The sequence below is a fragment of the Celeribacter sp. genome, assembly GCF_048261515.1.
Lineage (GTDB): Bacteria > Pseudomonadota > Alphaproteobacteria > Rhodobacterales > Rhodobacteraceae > Celeribacter.
In genome coordinates this window covers 252,297-275,796 of the sequence record NZ_JBLXFZ010000004.1, presented here as the reverse complement: position 1 = coordinate 275,796, position 23,500 = coordinate 252,297, and the positions used below count along the sequence as shown (strand labels likewise).

At 56.7% G+C, this 23,500-nt stretch carries 24 protein-coding genes; 15 read left to right on the top strand and 9 right to left on the bottom strand.

All coding sequences use genetic code 11. The features are described from left to right. Positions 1–76 precede the first annotated feature (76 nt). The 7 genes from ACN0SC_RS09870 to ACN0SC_RS09840 all read left to right on the top strand — a co-directional run bounded on the left by ACN0SC_RS09870 (position 77) and on the right by ACN0SC_RS09840 (position 8,461). Complete coding sequence (locus ACN0SC_RS09870) at positions 77–733, top strand: amino acid ABC transporter permease (protein ID WP_417249508.1); 657 nt, start codon at positions 77–79, stop codon at positions 731–733. Continuing rightward, positions 730–1,578, top strand: coding sequence for an amino acid ABC transporter ATP-binding protein (locus ACN0SC_RS09865; protein ID WP_417249507.1), 849 nt, complete (start codon positions 730–732; stop codon positions 1,576–1,578). Before ACN0SC_RS09870 ends, ACN0SC_RS09865 begins: the two co-directional genes overlap by 4 nt. A 156-nt stretch (positions 1,579–1,734) precedes the next feature. Next, positions 1,735–3,213, top strand: coding sequence for an aldehyde dehydrogenase family protein (locus ACN0SC_RS09860; RefSeq protein WP_417249506.1), 1,479 nt, complete (start codon positions 1,735–1,737; stop codon positions 3,211–3,213). Positions 3,214–3,223: 10 nt separating this feature from the next. Beyond that, positions 3,224–4,915, top strand: coding sequence for a GMC family oxidoreductase (locus ACN0SC_RS09855; protein ID WP_417249505.1), 1,692 nt, complete (start codon positions 3,224–3,226; stop codon positions 4,913–4,915). A 25-nt stretch (positions 4,916–4,940) separates the two neighbouring features. Then, on the top strand, positions 4,941–5,723 hold the full coding sequence (locus tag ACN0SC_RS09850) for an HpcH/HpaI aldolase family protein (protein ID WP_417249504.1): 783 nt from the start codon (positions 4,941–4,943) through the stop codon (positions 5,721–5,723). Positions 5,724–5,764: 41 nt separating this feature from the next. Next, entirely contained in the window at positions 5,765–7,039 is a 1,275-nt protein-coding gene (locus tag ACN0SC_RS09845) for an NAD(P)/FAD-dependent oxidoreductase (protein WP_417249503.1), read from the top strand. Positions 7,040–7,066: 27 nt separating this feature from the next. Then, a complete protein-coding gene (locus tag ACN0SC_RS09840) occupies positions 7,067–8,461 on the top strand; it encodes an NAD(P)-dependent oxidoreductase (RefSeq protein WP_417249502.1) in 1,395 nt (464 codons plus the stop codon). A 209-nt stretch (positions 8,462–8,670) separates the two neighbouring features. Here the strand turns inward: ACN0SC_RS09840 and ACN0SC_RS09835 are convergent, their stop codons facing one another. Then, entirely contained in the window at positions 8,671–9,570 is a 900-nt protein-coding gene (locus tag ACN0SC_RS09835) for a MurR/RpiR family transcriptional regulator (protein ID WP_417249501.1), read from the bottom strand. A 186-nt stretch (positions 9,571–9,756) separates the two neighbouring features. On the opposite strand from ACN0SC_RS09835, the gene ACN0SC_RS09830 reads away from it, so the two are divergent. From ACN0SC_RS09830 to ACN0SC_RS09805, 6 genes are read left to right on the top strand one after another with little or no spacing between them, the layout of a single operon-like run. Beyond that, positions 9,757–10,710 carry an ABC transporter substrate-binding protein gene (locus ACN0SC_RS09830; protein WP_417249500.1) on the top strand — a complete coding sequence of 318 codons (954 nt, stop codon included), beginning with the start codon at positions 9,757–9,759 and terminating at the stop codon, positions 10,708–10,710. A 59-nt stretch (positions 10,711–10,769) separates the two neighbouring features. Further along, on the top strand, positions 10,770–11,579 hold the full coding sequence (locus tag ACN0SC_RS09825; RefSeq protein WP_417249499.1) for an ABC transporter ATP-binding protein: 810 nt from the start codon (positions 10,770–10,772) through the stop codon (positions 11,577–11,579). Then, entirely contained in the window at positions 11,580–12,335 is a 756-nt protein-coding gene (locus tag ACN0SC_RS09820) for an ABC transporter permease (protein WP_417249498.1), read from the top strand. Beyond that, positions 12,332–13,078: an ABC transporter permease gene (locus ACN0SC_RS09815; protein ID WP_417249497.1), complete on the top strand. Its 747-nt coding sequence runs from the start codon at positions 12,332–12,334 to the stop codon at positions 13,076–13,078. Before ACN0SC_RS09820 ends, ACN0SC_RS09815 begins: the two co-directional genes overlap by 4 nt. Next, positions 12,999–13,688: an AAA family ATPase gene (locus tag ACN0SC_RS09810; protein WP_417249529.1), complete on the top strand. Its 690-nt coding sequence runs from the start codon at positions 12,999–13,001 to the stop codon at positions 13,686–13,688. Before ACN0SC_RS09815 ends, ACN0SC_RS09810 begins: the two co-directional genes overlap by 80 nt. Further along, positions 13,685–14,275: a nucleoside 2-deoxyribosyltransferase gene (locus ACN0SC_RS09805; protein ID WP_417249496.1), complete on the top strand. Its 591-nt coding sequence runs from the start codon at positions 13,685–13,687 to the stop codon at positions 14,273–14,275. Before ACN0SC_RS09810 ends, ACN0SC_RS09805 begins: the two co-directional genes overlap by 4 nt. 338 nt (positions 14,276–14,613) lie before the next feature. Here the strand turns inward: ACN0SC_RS09805 and mnhG are convergent, their stop codons facing one another. The 7 genes from mnhG to ACN0SC_RS09770 form a co-directional block, all read right to left on the bottom strand. Further along, complete coding sequence (gene mnhG, locus ACN0SC_RS09800; RefSeq protein ID WP_417249495.1) at positions 14,614–14,991, bottom strand: monovalent cation/H(+) antiporter subunit G; 378 nt, start codon at positions 14,989–14,991, stop codon at positions 14,614–14,616. Continuing rightward, positions 14,988–15,275: a K+/H+ antiporter subunit F gene (locus ACN0SC_RS09795; protein WP_417249494.1), complete on the bottom strand. Its 288-nt coding sequence runs from the start codon at positions 15,273–15,275 to the stop codon at positions 14,988–14,990. Before ACN0SC_RS09795 ends, mnhG begins: the two co-directional genes overlap by 4 nt. Continuing rightward, positions 15,272–15,772 (bottom strand): Na+/H+ antiporter subunit E, encoded by a 501-nt coding sequence (locus ACN0SC_RS09790; protein ID WP_417249493.1) that lies wholly within the window; start codon positions 15,770–15,772, stop codon positions 15,272–15,274. The genes ACN0SC_RS09795 and ACN0SC_RS09790 overlap by 4 nt, the downstream gene beginning before the upstream one ends. A 1-nt stretch (position 15,773) precedes the next feature. Next, on the bottom strand, positions 15,774–17,315 hold the full coding sequence (locus ACN0SC_RS09785; protein ID WP_417249492.1) for a monovalent cation/H+ antiporter subunit D: 1,542 nt from the start codon (positions 17,313–17,315) through the stop codon (positions 15,774–15,776). After that, entirely contained in the window at positions 17,312–17,668 is a 357-nt protein-coding gene (locus ACN0SC_RS09780) for a Na+/H+ antiporter subunit C (protein WP_417249491.1), read from the bottom strand. The genes ACN0SC_RS09785 and ACN0SC_RS09780 overlap by 4 nt, the downstream gene beginning before the upstream one ends. 1 nt (position 17,669) lies before the next feature. Beyond that, a complete protein-coding gene (locus ACN0SC_RS09775) occupies positions 17,670–20,555 on the bottom strand; it encodes a monovalent cation/H+ antiporter subunit A (protein WP_417249490.1) in 2,886 nt (961 codons plus the stop codon). Between the two features lie 383 nt (positions 20,556–20,938). Then, entirely contained in the window at positions 20,939–21,475 is a 537-nt protein-coding gene (locus ACN0SC_RS09770) for a cytochrome b (RefSeq protein WP_417249489.1), read from the bottom strand. A gap of 152 nt (positions 21,476–21,627) precedes the next feature. Here ACN0SC_RS09770 and ACN0SC_RS09765 point away from each other — a divergent pair, with 152 nt between their 5' ends. Further along, positions 21,628–21,858: a hypothetical protein gene (locus ACN0SC_RS09765; RefSeq protein ID WP_417249488.1), complete on the top strand. Its 231-nt coding sequence runs from the start codon at positions 21,628–21,630 to the stop codon at positions 21,856–21,858. Between the two features lie 17 nt (positions 21,859–21,875). Here the strand turns inward: ACN0SC_RS09765 and ACN0SC_RS09760 are convergent, their stop codons facing one another. Beyond that, positions 21,876–22,592, bottom strand: coding sequence for a TetR/AcrR family transcriptional regulator (locus ACN0SC_RS09760; protein ID WP_417249487.1), 717 nt, complete (start codon positions 22,590–22,592; stop codon positions 21,876–21,878). 111 nt (positions 22,593–22,703) lie between these two features. Here ACN0SC_RS09760 and ACN0SC_RS09755 point away from each other — a divergent pair, with 111 nt between their 5' ends. Then, positions 22,704–23,495, top strand: a complete 792-nt coding sequence (locus ACN0SC_RS09755) for an SDR family NAD(P)-dependent oxidoreductase (RefSeq protein WP_417249486.1) — start codon at positions 22,704–22,706, stop codon at positions 23,493–23,495. Positions 23,496–23,500 lie beyond the last annotated feature (5 nt).

The following is a 23,500-nucleotide window of genomic DNA, read 5'->3' as shown; positions in this document are numbered from 1 at the left end:
TCCTCCCCTTGTGGCCGACCAGGATTTTCCACTTCGCAAATAAGAATTGCCGACGAACGGCATTCTGGAGACGCACATGTTCGATTTCTCGGTCATCATACAGAACTGGCCACTGTTCTGGAAAGGATTGCTGGTCACGCTCTTCTACTCCGCAATCTCAATTTCGGCGGGCCTCTTCATCGGACTGATCGTCGGTCTGATGCAATTGACCGGCTCCCGACTTCTCAAAACCATTGGGCGTGTCTATGTCGAGATCTTTCGCAATATTCCGCTCTTGGTGATCCTGCTTTGGATCTACTACGCCTTTCCGATCTTCGCCGGACTTTCGATTACAAAGTTCTGGGCAGGTTTCGCGGGCCTGAGCCTCTACGCTGCCGCATTTTACGCCGAGATCCTCCGCGCTGGCGTGCAGTCAATTGACCCCGGCCAGACCGATGCCACCACCGCCCTCGGCATGACTTATTACCAGCGTATGCGCCGCGTGATCTTGCCACAGGCCTTCCGCCGCATGATTCCGCCACTTGCTGGTCAGTCGATTATCCAGATCAAAAACACAACGCTCATGTCCATGATCACGGTGCCAGATATTCTCTACCAGGCGAGCTACGTGAGTTCCTTCACCTATCGCCCCATGGAGGTCTACACCTTCGTCGGCATCATGTTCCTCGCCCTCCTCGTGCCGCTCACTCTGGTGTCACGCAAACTCGAAAAAATATCGGAGGCCGTGAAATGAGCGCTGATACCAAAAAGAAGAAGCCCCTCCTGCAGATCGAAGCTTTGCACCTACATTACGGGATCAAACCTGTTCTGTGCGGCATCGACCTTAATGTGATGGAAGGGGAGGTTGTCGTCCTCATCGGCGCCTCTGGTTCTGGCAAGACGAGTTTGCTTCGCTGCATCAATCTACTGAACGCACCGACAGGTGGACGGATCACGATTGCAGGCGAAGATATCTACAACTCCGGCGTTGATGCTGGTGTCGAGCCTAGCATGGAAACAGTGGCAAACAGCGTGCCCATGCGAGAGGTGAACCGCATTCGGTCCCAGACAGGCATGGTGTTCCAACAGTTCAACCTGTTCCCCCACATGACGGCGCTCGAAAACGTCATGGAGGGGCCGGTCACAGTGAAGCGTGCCGACCCGGAGAAATCTAAGGAAGAGGCAATGGACCTTCTTGCCCAGATGGGCCTTGAGGGACACGAAACCAAATACCCGCGTCAACTCTCGGGTGGTCAGCAACAGCGCGTCGCTATCGCGCGTGCATCGGCCATGCATCCAAAAGTCATGCTCTTTGATGAGCCGACATCTGCGCTTGATCCCGAGTTGGTCGGGGAAGTGATGAAGGCCATGACGCAACTCGCCAAATCGGGCATGACCATGGTGATCGTCACCCACGAGCTTGGCTTTGCCTTCGAGATCGCTGATCGAGTCATCTTCCTTGATCAGGGCTGCATAGCCGAAGACGGTCCGCCCAATGACGTCCTGCTACATCCGACCCACGATCGCCTGAAGAGCTTCGTCGGGCGCTTCCATGAAACAGCAGCTCTGTTGAGACCTTTCCTTGAAAGCACTGGCTGACGCTCGGATCTGAATTCACGGTGTGGACAGTTTCAACTGGCCACACCTCCCCGCCGCGCTCGTATGCACGAGACAAAACGAACTCCCGTTAAATGCGCGCCGTTTAGCGAAACTATTCTTGCGGCCTGACGACAGGTCGAGACGAAGAGGTAAATCATGACGTATTCATTCAATCCAGACACGGTTTCCGTTCCATCGGGTCACCACATTGGGGGCAAGTTCGTCGAACTCCCTGGCGAAGAGATTGTCGTCTTGCGCCCGTCCGACGAGAAGCCAATGGGCGTGATCACCGATGGTGGTCTTGGTTCTGTCGAAATGTCTGTCGCGTCGGCAAAGAAGGCGTTGGCAGAAACTGGCTGGGCCACGATGGTGCCGCGTGAGCGCGCCAAAATCCTTTTCCGTTTTGCCGAGAAGATTGAAGAGAAGGCCGAATACCTTGGGCGCCTTGAAGCCATGGGCTCTGCGCGTCTGGTGTCAGGCACGATCATCGGGGATGCGGTCCGCACTGCGGGTGTTGTCCGCTACTTCGCTGAATTCTGTGACAAGGTCGAAGGCACCGTCACCGCGACCCGCGAAAACACTCTGAGCTACACCAAACGCGAAGCCTACGGCATCGCAGGCGCAATCGTGCCGTGGAACTTCCCGATGATCACTGCGGCTTGGAAATTCGCGCCCGCTCTGGCTGCGGGCAACGCGGTTGTCATGAAAACCTCGGAAATTACGCCGCATAGCCTTTTGGCTTTGGCCGAATGCGCGGCGGAAGCCGGCCTTCCTGGCGGGTTGTTCAACGTGGTGAATGGCTACGGTCATACGACAGGCGCGGAAATCGTTCGCCATCCTGACATCGGCATCATTTCCTTCACCGGCTCTACCCAAACCGGCGAAGCGATCATGAAGCTTGCTGCTGAATCCGGCATCAAACCTGTCATCCTCGAACTCGGCGGTAAGAGCCCGCAGATCGTGACCAAGAACTGCGGCGATATGGATATGATTGCGACGCGTGTTGCGAACAACTTCATGGTGAACGGCGGTCAGGTCTGCACGCTGGCATCGCGCCTCTTGATTGAAGAGAGCATCGCTGACGAGTTGACCGAGAAAGTTCTAGAACGCACGCAAGATATCAAAGCGGGCCCGACATGGGATGAGACGACAACCTTTGCGCCGATAATCTCCGCCAAGCAATTCGACCGCATCGACAACATGGTGCAGGAAACAATTGCTCAGGGTGCAGAGGTTCTAACCGGCGCAGGACGCCTCGATAGCGTCAACGAAGGCAACTTCTACGCTCCAACCATGCTGACGAATGTATCCCGCGACAACATCGGCTTCCTGGGTGAGTTCTTTGGTCCGATTGTAACCGTGTCGCGGTTTGCAAATCTCGACGAGGCCATCGCAGAGGCGCAGCACCCGGTTTACGGCCTCGCGGCCTCCGTTCACACGCTCGACATGCAAGAGGCGATGCGCGTCGCCGACAAGGTTGAGGCCGGTATGGTTTTCGTGAACCAGCACGGTCGCGATCCGGAATTTACCTATACCGCTGGCGGCTTCAAAGCCTCTGGTTTCGGCAAAGACATGGGTCGCGCCGGGTTTGAAGCTTTCACCCGCGAAAAGGCGGTGTGGATCAACTACGCCTAAGGATGATACGATGAAATATGATTATGTCATTGTAGGCGGTGGATCGGCAGGGGCCACATTGGCCGCACGCCTGTCCGCTGACCGTCGCAAGTCAGTGGCGCTCTTGGAAGCTGGTCCGGACACGCCTCCGGATGATGTCCCCGAGGTCATTGCTGATAGCTATCCGGGTCTGTCCTACTTCGATCCGAAATATCACTGGTCTTCCTTGCGCGTATTCGCGCGCAATCCGCGCTCAAACGATGCGACGGTGCCGCCAACGCGTCTCGAACAAGCCAAGGTGATGGGCGGTGGTTCCTCCATCAATGGTCAGTTCGCGGTGCGTGGATTGCCTGCCGATTACGATGAATGGGCCGAAAACGGAGCGACTGGCTGGGACTGGGAAGGCATGCTCCCCTATCTCAAAAAGCTCGAACGCGATCAGGATTTTGACGGTCCGATGCACAATCAGGACGGGCCTATGCCGATCCGCCGCGTTTTCCCGAAGGACTGGGCAGGTTTTTCCAAAAGCGTTCTCGATGTCGTCTCCGAGGATATTCCCTATCGTGAGGACTATAACGCGTCGTTTGAGGAAGGGGCCTTCCCGCTTCCGTTGACCAATGAAAACGACCGTCGTGTGTCGACTGCCGTGGGGTATCTCACCAAAGAAGTCCGTGCGCGGGAAAATCTCACGATTTTCGCGGACACACAGGTCGAAGCGTTGATCACTGAGGGCACTCGGATAACAGGTGTCCGCGCGAACACCGCAGGCGCGCCGCCTGTCACCTACAAGGCGAAAGAAGTGATCGTCTGTGCCGGCGCTTTGCATTCGCCTGCGATCCTTATGCGTGCGGGTATCGGACCAGCTGCCGAACTGAAACGCCACGGGATCAATGTTGTCGCCGACCTTCCTGGTGTGGGCGCGAACCTGATGGATCACCCTCACCTTGCCATCGGCGCGCATTTCAAGAAATCGGCACGCCTAAAGCCTCGTCAACGCCGCCACATCTTTCTCGGAGTTCGCTACTCGTCCGGATACGAAGGCTGCACACCATCCGACATGCTGATGATGCCGGTGAACCGCGCAGGCTGGCATCCCCTCGGGAAAGCCATGGGGGCGCTCAATGTCTGTGTGAACAAGAGCTATTCGCGCGGCAACGTGACCCTTAATTCTGCGGATTGGCGGGATGAACCTTGCGTGAACCTGAACTTGGCGGGGGACGAGCGCGATTTGATGCGTCTCGTCGATGGGTTCGAGCGCATGTACCGCATCATGGAGAACCCGCGAGTGCGCGAGCATGTGAACACGTGGTTCCTCGCTGGCTATAACGAGGAAGCGCGGTCTCTCTCAGTCCGCAAACCGTCCAACTACCTTAAAACCGGCTCTGCCGCTTGGATGTTCGACTACCTTCCGATCTTCCGCGACACCTTGCTCAAGCACAAATTCGGCACCCAAGATCGCATGCACGCCATGATGAAAAATCGCGATCTAATCGTTGATTGGGCGCGTGATGCCGTCTGGTCGGGATGGCACGTTTCCTGTTCGTGCAAAATGGGCAGCGATGATGATCCGATGGCCGTGCTCGACCCTGAATGTCGTGTGCGCGGGGTTCAAGGCCTTCGCGTGGTCGATGCCTCCATCATGCCCTCGGTCATCGCGGCCAACACCAACATCACAACGATCGCAGCCGCAGAGAAAGCGGCCGATCTGATCCTTGCTTCCTAATCCTCCAATCAAAGGAAACCAAATAATGCGCGAAAGCAAAGCCAAAACACTCTGGGCCAACGGTGAAGAAGTTCTCACTGGCTGGCTCGCGACGAATTCTTCCCTGATGGCCGAAATGATGGCGCAGCAGGATTTCGATGCTGTGACGATTGATATGCAGCATGGCGTGGCTGATTACTCCGACGCACTTTCGATGCTTCAGGCGATCTCCACCACAGACGCAACTCCGATTGTGCGCGTGCCGTGGAATGATCCGGCCATCATCGGCCGTATGCTCGATGCTGGTGCTTACGGGATCATCTGCCCGATGGTGAACTCCGCCGAAGAATGCAAAGCGTTTGTAGAAGCCTGCCGTTACTACCCACAGGGAGGTCGCTCCGTCGGCCCGATCCGCGCGGGCCTCTATGGCGGTGCCGACTACTTCGCCAATGCGAACGACACGGTCATCACTTTCGCAATGATCGAGCATAAAGACGGCGTGGCCAATCTGGATGAAATCCTCTCGACTCCAGGCCTTGATGCTGTGTTCGTCGGGCCGTCCGACCTTGCCGTTTCGATGGGACATACACCCGGTTTTGACCCGAAATGGCCAGACGTCGTTGAAGCCATCGAGTTCATTGCAGAACGCTGTAAAGCGCACGGAGTTATTCCGGGTATTCACGTGGGTTCTGTAGAATACGGACAAAAAATGCGTGATATGGGCTACAAATTCCAAGCCTATTTGTCGGATTTCCGTATGACACAAATGGCCTTCGGCAAAGCGATGCCTGCCTTCCGTGCAGGGCAGCCAGACGCTACCGCTCCATAATTCCGAACATCGGCGTTCTATTGGCAAATCAGGGTCGAAACATGACTTCTATCGCGACGCGTAAGCACGCCATCGTTATTGGTGCAGGCATCGTTGGTGTCTGCACCGCCAATGCCCTTTTGGACAAGGGTTTTACCGTTGATGTTTTCGATCCTGCCGAGCCAGGGTCCCCTGATCAGTGTTCCTACGGGAATGCTGGTGGAATTTGCCCTGGCTCCTGCTTGCCGAATGCTATGCCGGGACTTTTGAAAAACGTGCCTCAGTGGCTCCTCGACCCCGAGGGGCCGCTGTTCATCCGGCTATCGTATCTTCCTCACGCCTTGCCGTGGCTGATCCGCTTTGTCCTCGCGGGTCGCAAATCGCGGGTTGAGAAAATTTCTCAGGCGATGATCGACCTGCACCGCCTGAGTTTTGAAGCCTATGAACCCATGATGGCGGAGGCGGGCTGTCTTGATCTCCTTCAGAAACGTGGACAGCTCTTTGTCTTTGAGCGCGAGGACGGCCCTGACGGTAGTGCCTATGGTTTGGGGTTGCGTCGCTCTCATGGTGTCAAAATTGAAACCCTCAACGCGGGGGATATTCAGGATTTGGAGCCGGCTCTAACTGACCGGTTCAAGAGCGCGATTTACTTGCCAGATCAGGGTCAAAGCCCGAACCCGGGCCGCCTTGTTGCTGAATTGGCGAAGTTGGCGACGAAAAAAGGCGCGCGTTTCCATAGAGAGCCTGTAACAGGGTTCACCTACACTCTCGGAGAGGCAACAGGCATCACAACTGCGTCAGAGAATTACACTGCGGATCGCATAGTGTTGGCCGCTGGTGCTTGGTCCGCTGATCTTGCGCGTCAACTTGGCGACAGGATACCCTTTGAGACCGAACGCGGCTACCATGTTATGCTGCCACAGGCCGACACTGGCCTGAAAGTGCAGACTATTTCGGCAGATCGAAAATTCGTTGCTTCCCCGATGGAAGACGGGCTTCGCCTTGCCGGAACAGTCGAATTCGCGGGCCTCAAAGCTCCCGCGAATTACAAACGCGCTGACATACTCGTTAAGCAGGCGCAAGGAATGTTCAAGCGCTTCGAAAAGAGCGAAGTTCATCGTTGGATGGGCCATCGCCCCGGGACGCCGGATTCAATCCCTGTTATTGACGCTTCAAAACGCCATAAACGTGTGCTCTATGCCTTTGGGCACGGGCACCAAGGTTTGATCGGTGGGGCGGTGACTGGCCGTATCGTCGCGGATATGGCATCTGGCCTGCCAGCTCCAATTGATATGAGCCCTTTCCGACTTGATCGTTTCGGTTTCAAATACCTCTAAGCAATCGACTGCACCTTTAGGATCATTATGACTGACATTACCAGACCAACGCGCGTTCTCATTACTGACCTGATCGGCCTTGCCTTTGATGCAGACGGCCAGCCGGACCCATCCGAGGTGCGCGCCTATATCGAAGGGATCGAGGGATGTGTGTTCCATTTCGGCCCAGCGACGAGCGCGCCCAAGGGTGCCGCCGATCCTTCTCAGGTCGAGTTCTATTATTGCCCGAATGTGTCGACACGTGAGGAGCTTCTCTCGCTCTGCGCTGAAAACGCATACGACGCGTTGATCGCGGCCGCGACATTCATCCCAGCGGAATGCCGCTTTGATCTAGGCGGTGTGCGCATTGGGGCAGGGACCGGCAATATGGGGTCCGAAAGTTGGGGCGGGGGCAATGGCCTCGGCGGCACTGCGCCTTTGATGAATACACCTGGGATCAACAGCCGCGCGACTGCTCAGATGGTTTGGAAGGCCGTCATGTCCGTTATGCCAGACCTTCCGTTCGACACGCTCCACACCCGCGTTTCCGAAGGATCGTTCGACACTGGACGCCATTTGCGTGATTTCCCAACCTCTAAAGTCGAAGGACAGAAACTCGCGGTCATCGGATACGGCAATATCGGCCGCGAGGTCGCGAAGCTTGGCAAAGCGTTCAATATGGACGTGTCCATCTTCGCCCGTCCGCGCCATAAGGAGTGGATCGAGGCGGAGGGCTTTACCTATGCCGCAACGATCGAAGAGGCAGCGGCCTCAGCCAGCGTGATCTCCGTCCATCTCGGTCTCGGCCCGATGGATGCCGAACGGGGCGTGCCTGCCAATACCGGTTTGATCAACGCAGACGTTCTTTCTGCCATGCTCCCCGGCAGCGTGCTCATCAACTTTGACCGCGGGGAACTCGTTGACGCAAAGGTGCTCGAAGCGGCGCTCGCTTCAGGCCAGATTGGTCGGGCAATTATTGATGCAGATGTTTTCGTCTCTGAAGAGACAGGCGCAGTGACTGGTCCGATGGCCCCCTATCTCCCGCTATTGGAAAAGCACGAAGACAAACTCTGCCTCCTGCCTCATGCGGCGGCTGATACGGACCACCCGACCCGCGTCGCTGGCGCGAAACAAGCCGTCGATCAAATCCTGTCGGTTATTCGGGAGCGTGTGGCAGTGAATGCCGTCGGAGATTTGCCCGATGGTCTAGCTGCCAGATCCATGACGCCTGCGGGTGTCGGCACCATATCTCTGGAGCGTTTTATCTCGATATTCGAGACTTCAGGCGGTGATGAGCTGAAAAGCCTTGTGTCAGACTTGCATACAAATCTTGAACAATTCGGTACGTTGGATTTAGAGACTGCAAGAGGCTTGATGTTGGACCTGAACAGACTGCGGTCTCTAATGAACCAGCTTGGTCTCGAAGGGCCGATTCAGAACTGAATTGGTAATCTATCGAATGCCCTGTGTTGAAGCTTGCGGGAACCATATGCTGTAGTTCCTTGTTTGAGACAGTCTTCGGAACGACTTGCCTTTTCGCATGGGGCGTTGCCCTCCCCACGGGATATTGGATGTCTGCAACCGACTTCACCCGTGCGTTCAGGTATCACTCACGTGCTTTCGCCTCGTAGGAATGCGCAGCATCGTTCGCGTCACCAACCTTTTGATCCGTTGGTCATCCATGGATATGCAATCTCGGCGAATTTCCGTCCCGTCTCGGTGGCGTCTGGCCTGCGCGTTGCTACGGCGGCGACCAGTCCTTCCAGAACGCTCAGGATTGCGCTCGATGTGACATAGCGTGACTCGTGATTTGTCTGGACGAAAAGAGACGTTTTCGACATCGAGGCGAGAGGCGAGGCGGGGCCGTCGGTCACAGATATAACAGGGATGCCAGCGTCATGGGCGTATTGGGAGATGCGGAGCGTGTCGGTGTAGTAGTGGGGAAAGGCGATGGCCACCACCACGTCATCACACGTGAAGTCGAAAATATCGCGCATGGCACCGATTCCACCGCCGCCGTTGCTCGCGCTGGTTGCTTTGCAGCCGATCATGGACAAGTTGATCGCGAATATGCCTCCGAGATGCGCGGCCAGATCGAAGCCCGCGACGTAAACTCTTTTGGCGTTCGCGATCAGGGTGACAGCTTGTTCCACTTCGGCTTCCGAGATCGCCGCAGCGGTGCATGTGATATCTTCGATGTCTTCCTTTAGCGATCCTTTCAGGAAAGCTGTGGGGGTGTCCATGGTTTCGAGTTTGCGTTCCAACTGGTCGTAGGGGGCGAATAACTCCTCAAAGCCGCGAATAAGTTCCGCACGGAACTCCGTATAGCCGGAAAAGCCTAACGCCGTTGCAAAACGGTTGGCGGTTGCGACGGAGACATTGGCGAATTCAACGACGTCGTGAATGCTCAGACGCGCAACCTTGAGCGGGGATATCTGAACGAGCGTAGCGAATCTGCGCTGTGCCTCTGTCAGGTTCGGATAGGCGCTCTGGATTCGTTTTGCGACCAATGTTTGGGCGGGAAGCGTGTATTTCGAAACGTTTTCACTCATGTGCCGTGCGCTTGCTAGATTTTCCTTTGGGTGGGCGTAATAAAAGTAACACATAAAATCAGTCTCTGTAACTTTAATTACATAGCAATCTAAAAATCCAAGGATTTCGCAGAAATGACAAACTCCTCCGTGCTCTCCCGCCGTCTTTTCTTGGGGTCGAGCGCCGGCCTCATGGGGGCATCTTTGATGCCGCGATTGACGTCGGCTCAGGCTTTGACACCTATGACCTATGCAATGGGCTGGATTCCGAATGTGGAATACGCAGGCTTCTGGGTTGCCCTCGAAAACGGCTATTTTGCTGAGGAAGGTATCGAAGGGCTGTTTACTCCAGGTGGCCCGAATGCTCCGGGGGTCTTGGTGCGTTTGGCTGCTGGACAGGCCGAAATTGCTGGTGGTGACTGGATGCCGCTTCTTGAGGCAAGGGCGCGCGGCAATGACTTCATCGTGCTTGGTGGGGCGTTTCCAAAAAGTCCCGCCGCGATCATGTCAATGGCGGCCAATCCGGTATTGAAGCCGGAAGACCTGATTGGAAAACGTATCCTGAGCCAGATGCCTGCTGATGCCAACACAATCAATTTCATACTCGAAAACGCAGGACTCGACGGCGATTACGAACTGGTGCAGACGGGCTTCTCTCCTGAGCCGCTTTTGGCGGGTGATGGCGATGCTTATCTTGCGTTTGCGACGAACCAGCCCATTACATTTGAAAATATGGGGCTCGTGGAGGGCAAGGATTTCCACGTCACCTTGATGGCTGATCTTGGCTATGACATTCCCGCGGGGCCTTTTGTTGCGTCGCGCAAGTTTGTTGAGGAGAACCGAGACCTCGTGGTGCGGTATCTTCGCGCGCTGGCGCGTGGGTGGATCGAGAACGGCAAAGATCCAGCGATTGCCGCGTCTTTGGTAACGAGCAAATACGGCGCGGATTTTGGTCTTGAGCAAAGTCAGCAGGTTCGGCAGTCGGAACTCGGACAGCAGCTTGTGACCGCCGATGATGCTCCGGGCCCATTCTGGTTCGATCCGAATTTGGTCGATACGACTGTCGCGGCCATTGCGAAAGCATCGGGTATTGAGACGCCTCCGCTGGCCTCCGAAATCGTTGACCTCGGACCGCTTGAAGAAGCGCTCGCATCACTTTGACGAAAGAGGTCATCGCGGCGCGCGTGTCGTGGTGACCTTTACCTCCTCTGGATCAAACTATGAAACAATCAACTTCTTTGGTCTCGTCTGAAGCGGCAATCTGTCTCGATGGGGTGTCCAAGACATTTCAGTTGGACAACGGTGATGAGATCGCCGCATTGCACGACATCAATTTGCAGCTGTCAGAGGGTGAATTCGTTGCGATCCTCGGCCCGTCTGGTTGTGGGAAAAGCACGGTTCTGCGCCTGATTTCTGGTTTGGATACCGCTACATCGGGCACAATCGGAATTGAGGGGGCGTTGCCCCGCGAGCTTGCGCAAGCACATCGGTTGGGCGTGGCGTTTCAAGATCATGCGCTTTTGCCGTGGTTGACGATTGCACAGAACATTGCACTGCCGTTTCATGTCGCAGGGCGGAAAGTCGACCATGCATATATCGCCGATCTTGTTGCTTTGGTTGGCCTAACAGGTTTTGAGACCGCACGCCCAAGCCAACTTTCAGGCGGGATGCGCCAACGTGCATCCATTGCACGGTCGCTTGTTCTTGATCCCGATGTCCTGTTGCTTGATGAGCCTTTCGGGGCACTTGATGCGGTGACGCGCCGGCACATGAATGTTGAATTGCAACGCATCTGGGGGGCGCGGACCTTAACGACTTTGCTCGTGACCCACTCGGTCGAGGAAGCCCTGTTTCTGGCGGACCGCATTATCGTAATGACTGGTCGTCCGGGCCAGATTTTGCGCGAAGTGCCTGTTCCGTTCGCCCGGCCGCGCGATCCCGATGTCATGCGTACGCCAGAGTTTCACGCGCTGGTCGATGACCTGACACAAGCTCTCGATCCCGACACATCGGCAGGTGGAGCTGGTTAGATGAAGATGCGTTTTGCGATGAACCGTGTTGCGCCTGCGGTCGCGGGTGTCGCGATGTTTTTTGCCCTCTGGGAAGTGGTTGGCGCTTATCGCCTCGCCGGGTTGACGTGGCCGCGCCTCACAACGGTGCTGGCGTATATTGCGGATACGTCCCATCACGCCCTGTTGGGCCGTGCAGCAGCATCGAGTTTTGCATCTGTCGCGTGGGGGTATGGATTGGGAACTATGATTGGTTTGAGCTTTGCGCTCGTCGTGCGCGTGTTCGCGCCATCGCGGGCAGGGGTGGACCGCTTTGTGGCTTTGGTTCACGCCACGCCACCCATTGCTCTTGCTCCGGTGTTTATGATCCTACTGTCTCCCGATGCGGTTCCCGTCGCGATCGCGGCCCTTGCTGTTGGCTATCTGTCTTATGTGGCCGCAACATCGGGTCTGGAGAGCACTTCTCGCGCCCATCATGATCTGTTTTCTGTTCTAGGGTCGCGCTCCGTGACGCGTTTTGCGCGGCTAGAGTTGCCATCTGCATTGCCCGCCATCGTGTCTGGTCAGAAGCTGGCCGTTCCTGTGGCGTTCATGGGGGCGATTGTCGGCGAATGGTTCGGAGCCTCCCGTGGCCTCGGGCTATTGATGATTTCGGCAATGCAGAACTTTCAAATCCCGCTTCTATGGGCTGCCGTATTGATCACAACCGTCACCTCGCTGGTGCTCTATGGCTTGCTGGGGCTGATTGAAACCTATGTGCTACGGAGGTTCTCATGACGCGTGTGCGCGGATTTCTGGCGCGTAACTGGGCCATTTTGGGGCTGCTAGTCGCGTGGCATTTGTGGGTCACTTTGGCCGATGTAAATTCAATCGTCATGCCGAGCCCCGCGCTTGTCGCGCAAGACATTATCGGGAATCCCAAGCTGTATCTCGTGAATGCCGCCCAAACACTGGCGACGGCTTTTGCGGGGGTGGTCATCGGGGTATTTCTGGGAGCGTTAGTCGCCTTGCTCGCCTATTCCTCCCGCTTGCTATCAGGGATGCTGACGCCTTTGGGATTAATCTTTTCCTCCGTGCCGATTGTCGCACTCATCCCGATCCTTGCGCGTCTGCTGGGGTATGACATCTCAACTGTTGTCGCGATCGTCGCTGTGTCGGCCTTCTTTCCGACATTCGTCTTTGCTGGTGCAGGACTTCGTGATTTGCCGCGCGGCTCCGACGATCTTTTCGGCGTTATGGGGGCCAGTCCGATGCGGCGTTTACGCCATCTGGTTCTACCTGCGGCAGTGCCGAAGGTGATGATCGCCCTGCGCCTGACGGTGCCCGAAGGGGTGCTTGCCGCCATTCTTGCGGAGTTTCTGATGGGGCGCAGCGGGCTTGGATACATCTTTCGTGAAGCCACGGGCCGCTTTGCGATGGAACGTGCACTGGCCACGTCACTTGTCATCACTCTCGCAGCAATTTTCTGTTTCTTCCTTGCGCAAAAGGCTGAGCGCGCCGTCCGGGCGCGTTGGTCTTAACCGCATCAACCAAAAGGGAATTTCTCTTATGATTAACGTTCAGCAACCGCCTGACCCATGGCAGCGTACAACAACCGAACACGGTTTCGCAGCCGACGAAGTCATTTCGGCACTCCAGAAATCGCTCCGTCGTGGAATGTTAGAAAACGCAATCCTGCTGGCGTGGGAAATGTTTCTGACCAGTCCTGAAATGGAAGAAATGATGTGGTCGCGCCTGTGCGTCATTGCCGTTGAGGATGTGGGCATGGGCAATGTCTCGCTGCCGACTTTGGTCGAAACGCTCTATCAGCAACACGCGCGTTATCCACGCCCTATGGGCGATCGTTTTCTCTTCGCCGCGCACGCTATTCGTGCCATCGCGGGAAGTGAAAAGGAGCGGACATCGGATGATCTTGTGAACTGGGCGCGCCGTTCGGTCGAGTTCGGTGAACGTTTGCCTGAAATCCCTGACGTGGCGCTCGACATGCACACATTGAAGGGGCAGGAAATGGGCCGCGACTACCGCTTTTTCATGGAGGAAGCTTCCAAGGTCATTCCCGAAGTTCCGGACAAAGACCAGACATGGCGCAACTGGATTATCGCGGCGCTAGATGAGGGGAAAATGAAATGAGTGGCCGGAAACGGGTCTATCTGGCGGGCCCCGAAGTCTTTTTGCGCAATGCGTCCGAAGTGATGGCCCGCAAAGGACAAATGGCTCTCGATTTCGGTTTCGAGCCATCGACCCTTGCTGAGGACGGCGTCAAGCTTTCCGGAAATACGCCTCATGAATTTGGGATGTCGATCGGAGTCGCGAACGAGACAATGATGGACGCGAGCGATTTTATCATCGCAAACCTTACGCCGTTTCGAGGTATTTCCGCCGATGTCGGCACTGCATTCGAAGTGGGCTATATGCGTGCGCAAGGGAAGCCCTGTTTTGGCTATACCAACACTGATCGGGACTACTACACACGCCTGACGGTAGACTACTATTCTGGAGGGCCCTTCGAAGAAGATGGCGACGTGATCCGTGCGCGTGACGGACTTATGATCGAAAACCACACGATGATCGACAACTTGATGCTTGATACAGCCATTATATTGAGCGGCGGAAGTTTTGTTGCAAAAGAGGTAAGCGGGCAGGGGGTAGACGATGAACTGTCAGCCTACCATGATGCACTTGTTGCTGCGCGCGCGTTTTTCGACGCGCAGAAGTGAGAAGTAGCGTCTAAATCGTCGGGTGCGATTGCCTGAGGGCTGAATGAAACTCCATTCTCAGGCGTCGCATTTCGATGACTTAGCTCTGCTCCCGCCGCGTCACGATCAAGGCCGTGATATGAGCTCCCAAGCGCCGAGGTCTGAGAGCGAAAAAGTTCGAAAGGCCGTAGACAACATCAATGGCTATGCGGCGCGTGTTGTCGTCGCAGCCTATGGTCATTTGGTGCGGCGGCAGTTTGTCGGCCCGCTTAGTCGCTGGTAGGGAGGGGGAGCGCGCTGCCTCCGCGTCTCTCACAGCGGGAGCGAGCTATCTGCCAATCCTCAGGGAAAATCCCAGTTTATGCGTCCGAACCTTCTTCGCCTTCAGGTGTGTTAAGGGTCGACCATGTCTTATCAACAGGCGGCGGCGGGGTTTTTACGCAGCTGCCACTGTGGATGTTGACCTTGGCGATAAAGTTTGCCGAAATCGGTGCGGTCACGAACAGGAATGCCATGATCAGCGTTTCATGGATCGATACGTCGCCCAGCACGAACGAATGCGCTATCGAGGCCAGAAGTAGCATCCCGATGCCAACGGTGCCGACCTTGGTCGGCGCATGCACGCGTGTCATGGGGGTGTTGAATTTCAGCAGCCCGATCACGCCGATAATGACGAATGTCGACCCAATCAAAAGAAACAAGGCTGTGGCGTAGGTTCCGATAATCTCGGTAGTCATTCGATGATGTCCCCCCGAAGAATAAAGCGCGCCAGCGCGACGGTCGAAACGAACCCAAGCATGGCAATCAGCATTGATATTTCGAAATAGATGTGAACGCCTTGACGTATGCCTATGACGACGACAAGGCCCAAGGCGTTGATCACCATCGTGTCCAGCGCAAGGATACGGTCGCCTGAGGACGGGCCAATTACCAGCCGCACCATCGACAGAACTTGGCCTAAAACCAAGGCAACGAAGGCGATAATCAGCGCAATGTCCAAGAATGCTGCGGCGGTATTCATTTGAAAATCTCCTGCAGGCGGCGCTCGTATCGCGATTTGATTTCATCGCGCACGGCATCGGGGTCATCTGTGTGAAGCACATGCACCAGTAGGCTGTGGCCCCTGTCGGACAGATCAGCCGACACAGTGCCAGGTGTCAGCGTAATGGTGCCCGCAAGAACGGTGATCGCCTCAGGTTGACGCAGTTCAAGCGGCACGACAATCCACTCAGGCTTCAGTTTGGCGTTCGGGACCGTCAGCACAATCCACGCGACTTCTATGTTGGCCAGCAGAATGTCCCACAAAACCATCAGGCTGTAGGTGGCCATCTTGCCCAGCCGCAATCCTTGCGGCGTATCTGGCCACCAGACCGACGTGCCGCGCGGAATGATAATACCCAGAATAAGGCCGAAGACAGCCATTCCCGCCGAGAATTCGTTCTGCAGCAATATCCAGATCACCGCCAAAAGCAGGGTCAGGAACGGGTGTGGCAACAACCATTGGAACATACGGATCATTTCAGTGATCTCCGTCGGGCGTATCAAGTTTGCCAGGTGTTTCGAGAACCGTCGAGATATAGGGCCCTGGCGTAAAGAGTTGGCTCGCTATGGTGGTCGTATAGGCGTGGACATGCCCCGCAAATACCGTGTGTGCGCCCAACATTGCGATCAGCCCGCCAATTGCCGCATAAGATAGCGCGGACGGTGCTGTTCCAGGTTCGGCCTCATCTGGCGCGGGTGTAGACTGGGCCTTCCAGAACAAAACGCTGCCTGCGCGGGAAAAGCCGACAATGGCGATCAGGCTGGAGCCGAGCGCCACGGTCCAAATCCATGCCATCCCGTCACTCTCGAAAGCCGCATCAAGAACCAAAAGCTTGCCCAGAAATCCTGACAGTGGCGGCAGGCCAACCATTGCGATTGCGCCGATAAAGAACAGCCCAGCGGTCAATGCAGCACCAGCGACGGGCGGTTGCGGTGTCAGGTCCACGTTTCCCCGACCAGTGCGCACCAGATCGCAGATCAGAAATAGCGCGGCCCCCGCCAATGTTGAATGCACGATGTAATAGAGAGCCGCAGCGATGCCCGCTGGCGTGAACAAGGAGATCGACACCATGACCATGCCCATCGATCCGATGATCGAAAACGCTACAAGCCGATCCAGACGCCGTGCAGCAAGCACGCCAATCATCCCGATGGCCAGTGATATCAAGGCAGCAGGCATTAGCCACAGATCATGTAGCCCCGAAGTGACCGACAGGTCGGGGGGGAAGATCAATGTATAGACACGGATGATGGCATAGGCGCCGACTTTGGTCATGATCGCGAACAGAGCCGCCACAGGTGCGGGTGCCTCGGCATAGCTTGACGGCAACCAGAAATGCAGCGGGACAACCGCCGCCTTGATCGCGAATACCAGAAGCAACAGGACCGCAGCGACCCGTATGCCGACCGTTTCTTCCGCACTGATGGCCGCGACCCGCGCAGCGAGATCGGCCATGTTCAGTGTGCCCGTTTCTGCATAGATCGACCCGAGTGCGAACAAGAACAATGTGGAGCCGATGAGGTTGAACAGCACATATTGGACGCCTGCCCGCAGCCTTGTGTTTCCGCCCGAATGGATCATCAAGCCGTAAGAGGCGATCAACAGAACCTCGAAAAACACGAACAGGTTGAACAGGTCACCAGTCAGAAACGCGCCGATGATCCCCATCAGTTGAAACTGGAACAGGGCATGGAAATGCCGCCCGCGGTTATCCCACCCTGATCCGATGGCGTAAAGCAGCACAAATAGCGCCAACACCGCCGTCAATAGGACCATCATCGTAGACAGTCTGTCTCCAACTAAGACGATGCCGAAAGGCGCGGCCCAATCACCAAGTTGATAGAGAAGGATTGTGCCATCCGACGTCTGCCACGCTAGGCCCGCTGCGATCACGATCAAGGCAAGCGCGCCGAAGACGGAAAATGTGCGCTGGATGACGATGTGGTAGCGCGCGGCCAGAACAATGAAGGGGGCCAGCAGCGCGGGCAGGATGATTGGCGCAATGATCCAATGTGTCATGATGGCTCACCTGCATTGCTGTTCGTGCTTTCGGGTTGATCATCAACATGATCGTCGTCCGACCCAAGAAACGCGCCAAGCGAGATCATCACCACCACAGCAGTCATCCCGAAGGAAATGACGATGGCGGTCAAGACCAAGGCCTGCGGCAATGGGTCGGTATAGGTTTCAACGCCGTCACGTAGGATTGGTGGCGCGCCCACGGTCAGCCGCCCAGAGGCGAACAGAAAGACATTCACCGCGTAGGTTAGCAGCGACACGCCAAGGATCACCGGGAAGGTGCGCATGCGAAGGGTCAGGTACAGCCCCCCCATGGTCAGGATGCCGATGGCGGATGCAACAAGCAGTTCCATGTTACGCACCCACCTTTCCGGTAGAGGTCATATTGGCAGCTCCATCCTCTTCGCGTGACGGATCGATATCCATCGGTTCATCGTTATCCCCCGGCTCGCTGGCCAATCGGGCCAGCCGCGAGAAGCTTTCAAGAGACAGCATCACCGCCCCGACTACCGCTAGGAAGACGCCCACGTCGAACAGCGCGGCCGTGGCCAGCTCGAATTTTTCAAAGGGTGGGATTCGCACATAGGTGAAATCCGAGGTCAGGAAGGGCTTGCCGACGAACCACGAACCGATCCCCGTCAGACCAGCGGTCAGAACCCCCGCGCCGATTACCCCGTGATAGGGATAGCGCAGCCGCGACGAGGTCCAGCGGAAGCCGCTGGCCATGTACTGCATGACCACGCCGATGGACACGATCAAGCCCGCGATGAAGCCGCCGCCCGGTTCGTTGTGACCGCGCAGGAAGATATAGAACCCGACCATCAGGACGACTGGCAGAAGTACGCGGGTCAGAACGACCATCATCATTGGGTGCTTGTCGCCACTGCGTGGTTGGTCCGGCTTACGGTTCAGAAGTCGCGCGCGTACCGGCCCGTCAAGAAGCGCCTCGGTCAGGGCATATATCAGCAGCGCGGCGATGCCGAGGACGATGATCTCGCCGAAGGTATCAAAGCCACGAAAATCGACCAGTATGACATTGACCACGTTCGTGCCGCCGCCACCGATATAGGAATTGGCCAGATGGAACTCGGAAATTGGCGTGCTGTCCGCATCGCGCAGGAGGAAGTGGAACGACAGCGCGAAGGTCGCCAGACCGCCCAGCACGGCAATGCTCATGTCTCTCACTCGTCGCAGGAGCGAGCTTTCGACCGGTGTGTGGTTCGGCAGGAAGTTCAGAGCCAAAAGCATCAAGATAATTGTCACGACCTCGACAGTGAACTGTGTCATCGCCAGATCTGGCGCACTGAAAAAGACGAAGCCGATCGAGACCATCAATCCGATGATGCCAATCAGGATCAATGAGAGTAGGCGGTTGCGGTGCAAAAGCAGCATGGCAATCGTCGCCCCGACAAGCATCAGCCACCCAGCGACAGGCACTGCCCCAGCGGGCTGGATCGTGCGAGTTGCGGCGCCCACGGTGCCCGTAGACCAAGCGTGGTAGCCTGCGGCGACCATCACGATCGCGGCGATGGCTGCATAGCGCGAGAAAGCACCGTTGTGCAGCGGTAGGATGATCGCTTTAGCCAACTTCACGGCCGAAGCAACTATAGCGTCGAAAATGGCCTTTGCCTCGGGGCGTGGTGCCCTGTCCCAAAGCCTGAGCGCGGGGGTGAAGACCGCGAGCATGACCAGACCGCCCAGCACCGCCACAAGCGACATGTACAACGCGGGCACCAGCCCGTGCCAAATCTTGAAATGCGCGTCTGGCAATATGGCTGCGTCACCCAGAACCGAGGCCGTCACCAGCTTCACGAAGGGCTCTGCCAAGAAAGGCGCAACACCGATCATTACCACCAGCGACACCAAAATGGCGGGCGGCAGCCACAGCCCAGCACCTGGGTCATGAGGTTTGGAGGGATAGTCGTCGCGCACAGGGCCAAGGAAAGTGTGGCCGATGAGACGGAAGGAATAGGCCGCCGAGAAAAGCGAGCCGAAGACCGCCAGCGCAGGCAGCAGCCAGGTGCTTCCGAAAAGCACCGTGTGGCTTGCTTCTTCCAGCATCATCTCCTTGGACAGGAAACCGTTGAGCAGCGGGATGCCGGCCATGGACAGCGCAGCGAGCGTGGCGATCCCGAAGGTGATCGGCATCAGCTTGCGCAGCCCGCCCAACAGGCGGATGTCGCGGGTATGGGTCTCGTGGTCGATGATGCCAGCGGACATGAATAGTGCCGCCTTGAAGGTCGCGTGGTTCAGGATGTGGAAAACCGCCGCCATCGCGCCAAAGGGCGTCCCCATGCCCAACAGCATCGTGATGAGACCCAGATGGCTGACGGTCGAGAACGCCAGCAATGCCTTCAGGTCGTGTTTGAACAGCGCGATCACCGCGCCCAGAACCATGGTGATCAGGCCAACGGTGGTGACGATGACGAACCATTCGGTCGTGCCAGACAGCACGGGCCACATGCGGGCCATCAGGAAAATCCCAGCTTTCACCATGGTCGCCGAGTGCAGGTAGGCCGAAACTGGGGTCGGGGCGGCCATAGCGTGAGGCAGCCAGAAGTGGAACGGGAACTGCGCCGACTTAGCGAAACACCCTAGCAGGATCAGGATCAGCGCGGGCAGGTAAAGCGGGTCGGCCTGGATCAGGTCGCGGTTCTGCAGGATAACGCTCAGGTCATAGCTGCCGACGATCTGCCCGAGGATCAGCATGCCACCGATCATCGCCAATCCGCCCATACCAGTCACCGTCAGCGCCATTCGTGCGCCCTGACGCCCTGCGGGCAGGTGTTTCCAGTAGCCGATCAGCAGGAAGGACGACAACGAGGTCAGCTCCCAGAACACCAGCAAAAGCAGGATGTTGTCGCTCAGAACGATCCCAACCATCGCGCCTTGGAACAGCAGCAAATAGGTGAAGAACTCACCCATATTGTCGCTCCGGCTAAGGTAGTGCCGTGCGTAAGCAATGATCAAAAGGCCGATGCCCAAAATCAGCAACGCAAAGAAAAAACCGAGCCCGTCGAGCATCAGGTTAAAGTTCAGCCCTAGCAGGGGCATCCAATCGACACGTGCCATGACGACTTCGCCGGCCAGAATGGTCGGTAAGTTGGTCAACAATCCGACAAAGGCGGCAAGCGACACTGTAAAGGTCACGCCAGCACAGGCCGATCTTCCCGCCGAATTCATCAAGCCAGGCAGCAGCGCACCCAAAAATGGCAATGCAACAACGAAAAAGAGCGACACGGAGCCTCCGATTCTGTTTAGTTCCTACATTCGTGCAATTTTTTGCCCGAGATGACAATTCAACCAAGGCAACCAAACAGGTTTTTCGCCGTAACTATTGCGGACTTGGCCCCCTCGCACCGACGTGTCGGCACCAGTGCTATGGGTCGGTCTGCACGATCAAAGCAAACATAGACGCAACCTCAGCGAAAACGCCGTCGTTGGGAAGCGCGATTTCGAGCTGTTGCGCGGCGAATGGACGCAATTCGCCCCTTCATGTCGATGGGGCGAACGATCGTTCAATCTTTGTCCGGTTTCATGCTGTGCGGGGTGGGGGATTGGGCCGCGGAAGCGCCAACAATGCGTTGGTGCGAGCAAAGAACGAGAACTGGTGGTCTCTTCTGCTACGCCATACGCTTCAAAACGTTGTCACGTTTGACGAGGTGATGCCAAACCAAAGCGGCGCCGATGTGCCCAAGGACCAATATAGCAAGGCTCCAACCCAAAGCGCCATGCCATTCCGAGATCGTTTTCGTCCATGCAATAGCGGTTTCGCGGGCAGGGAAAATCTGGAACCCAAGATAGCTGAAGCCGCGCGTGCCGCCAGCAGCCCCGATGATCTTGAGGGAGGGCACAATCGCCATGAGCGCATAGAGCGCGGCATGTCCCGCCTTGGCCGCCTTGCCCATCGGGCCAGCCTCGGTTGGGCGGGCGCGAAGGTTCCAAAGCCCCCACAAGCCGCGCAGAACAACCAAAAGCAACAAGGTAACGCCCAAGTTCACATGATAGGCCCAAAGCGTTTCGCGCAGGGAACTTCCACGCGGCAAGGCCCAATGCGCGGCAGCGGACGCAAACTGCATGGCAAACAGGATCGCCATGCCCCAGTGGAGAAAACGGCTGATAAGCCCGTAGCGTTCTGGACTGTCAGTTAATTTCATCATCAAACGGCTCCTAACGTGGAATATTTCTAGTTCTACGCGGGCGCGGGCGATTTCCGTCGCGGTGAAAAGAACTTTATTTGTTCGCTATAGAAATGCCGTTTTTCGTGAGACATTGCCTTCAACCTCCCGGAACCGAGAAGAAGGAGATGATCATGAAGAAAGATCAACGCGATATACAACGCAAGTTGCGGATACTGCGATACGCCGAATTCCGTTGGGGTGACGAAACCCAATGCCGACTTCAAGGCCTGAACACTTGGTGCGGTATCGCGAGCTTCCTTTGCGTCGGATATCCGTGGCTCACGGGCAATGCGCTCCGCTGCGAGGATATTCCATTCGGTCTCATTTGTGGTCGTAATGCGCTGTGGCATTCTTGGGACTGATCGCTCGTCGGACCGTATCAGAGGGTGTCGCTCCCAGTTTTTCTGGAGGTGGACTTCGTGGTCGCACCGCAGGCGGCCAGAACGATGTCCTGGACCATTGCGATGTAGCTGTCGATGTCGATCTTGCGTCGACGGTACTTGGCTCGCTTGACGTACCAATCTTGAAGCAGAGGCTTGGTCAGCGCGGCCATTAGTGGGGGCATGTCCGCCGAGAAACTGCCGTCCTGCTGCCCTCGGGCCAAAACCTCGGCAAAATAGCTCTCGGTTAGCTCTTCGCTATCGATGGCCTTTTTTCGTTCAGCAGCAGGGAAGTTTTTGGCCTCCATAAAGGAAAAGGTGAACCACGGCAGCATCGCCTCGGTCAGCCTGATATGGGTGTCGATCAGCCACAGCAAGTGGTCCCGCGGTGTCTGCCTTACATCGGCTGGCGGCTGGCTGAGGGCGGCCTCGACTGCGCTTGTCACCTCGAAGAGGATCATTTTGAGGAGCGTATCCTTACTGTCGAAATAGGAATAGAGACCGCCCATGCTGACACCCGACGCCCGCGAGAGATCGCGTAGGCTCATGGCCTGAAACCCCTTCTTATTCGACAGTTCCAGTGCCGCGTTTAGAATCTGCCCGAGCTTGCGTATCGCAACCTCGGGTTTTTGTGTCGAGATGCTGTCTCGGTTGTTTTCGAGCACTGATCGGCAGAGATCTTCGGTCGTGGGTAGATGGGCCCCTTCGGTCGTCATGTTAACCTGTCTCCTGCTGGGTGCGGGGGAAAATCCCCCACAGATTGCAATAAAATTCTTGCCAGCGCCAGAGGAGGTGTGCAACCAATATATCGAGCGTTCGTTCGAAAAGTGAGGTTAATAGTGTTAGGACAAGTATCGCAATCTGCCGCTCGCGTGGAGTTTGACCTAGCTGGTCGCACTGCTTTGGTGACTGGTGCGTCGTCTGGCTTGGGCGTGCATTTCGCCCGGGTTCTCGCTTCGCATGGCGCGAAGGTGGCAGTGGCTGCTCGCCGTGCCGAGAAGGTCGCCGCTCTCGCAGAAGAGATCACCGCCAGTGGCGGTCAGGCGGACGCTCTGCGGCTTGACGTGACTGATGCTGCCTCGGTGGCTGAGGCGTTTGATGGGCGCTGCTTCGATATCGTCATTAATAATGCAGGCATCGCCATCAACGGACCCGCATTGGACACGCCGGAGCAAGATTGGCGGCAAGTGATCGACACCGATCTGACTGGCGTCTTTCTTGTGTCGCAGGCAGCGGCAAGGGCGATGGTCGCCGCGCAGCGGGGCGGCAGCATCATCAACATCGCTTCGATCTTGGGAAAGCGCGTGGCTGGTGGACTGTCGGCGTATGCTGCTGCCAAGGCGGCGGTAGTACAGCTGACCCGCGCCAACGCGCTGGAATGGGCCCGTTACGACATTCGCGTCAACGCGATCTGCCCAGGCTATATCGAGACCGACATCAATCGCGACTTTTTCGCGACTGAGGCGGGCCAGAAACTGGTGCGTCGCATTCCCATGCGCCAGCTGGGTCGAATGGAGGATCTATCTGCGCCGCTGTTACTGCTGGCCTCGGATCATGGCCGTTTCATGACTGGCTCGGAGCTGGTGGTCGACGGCGGTCATCTGGTCACTTCACTATAAGGAAT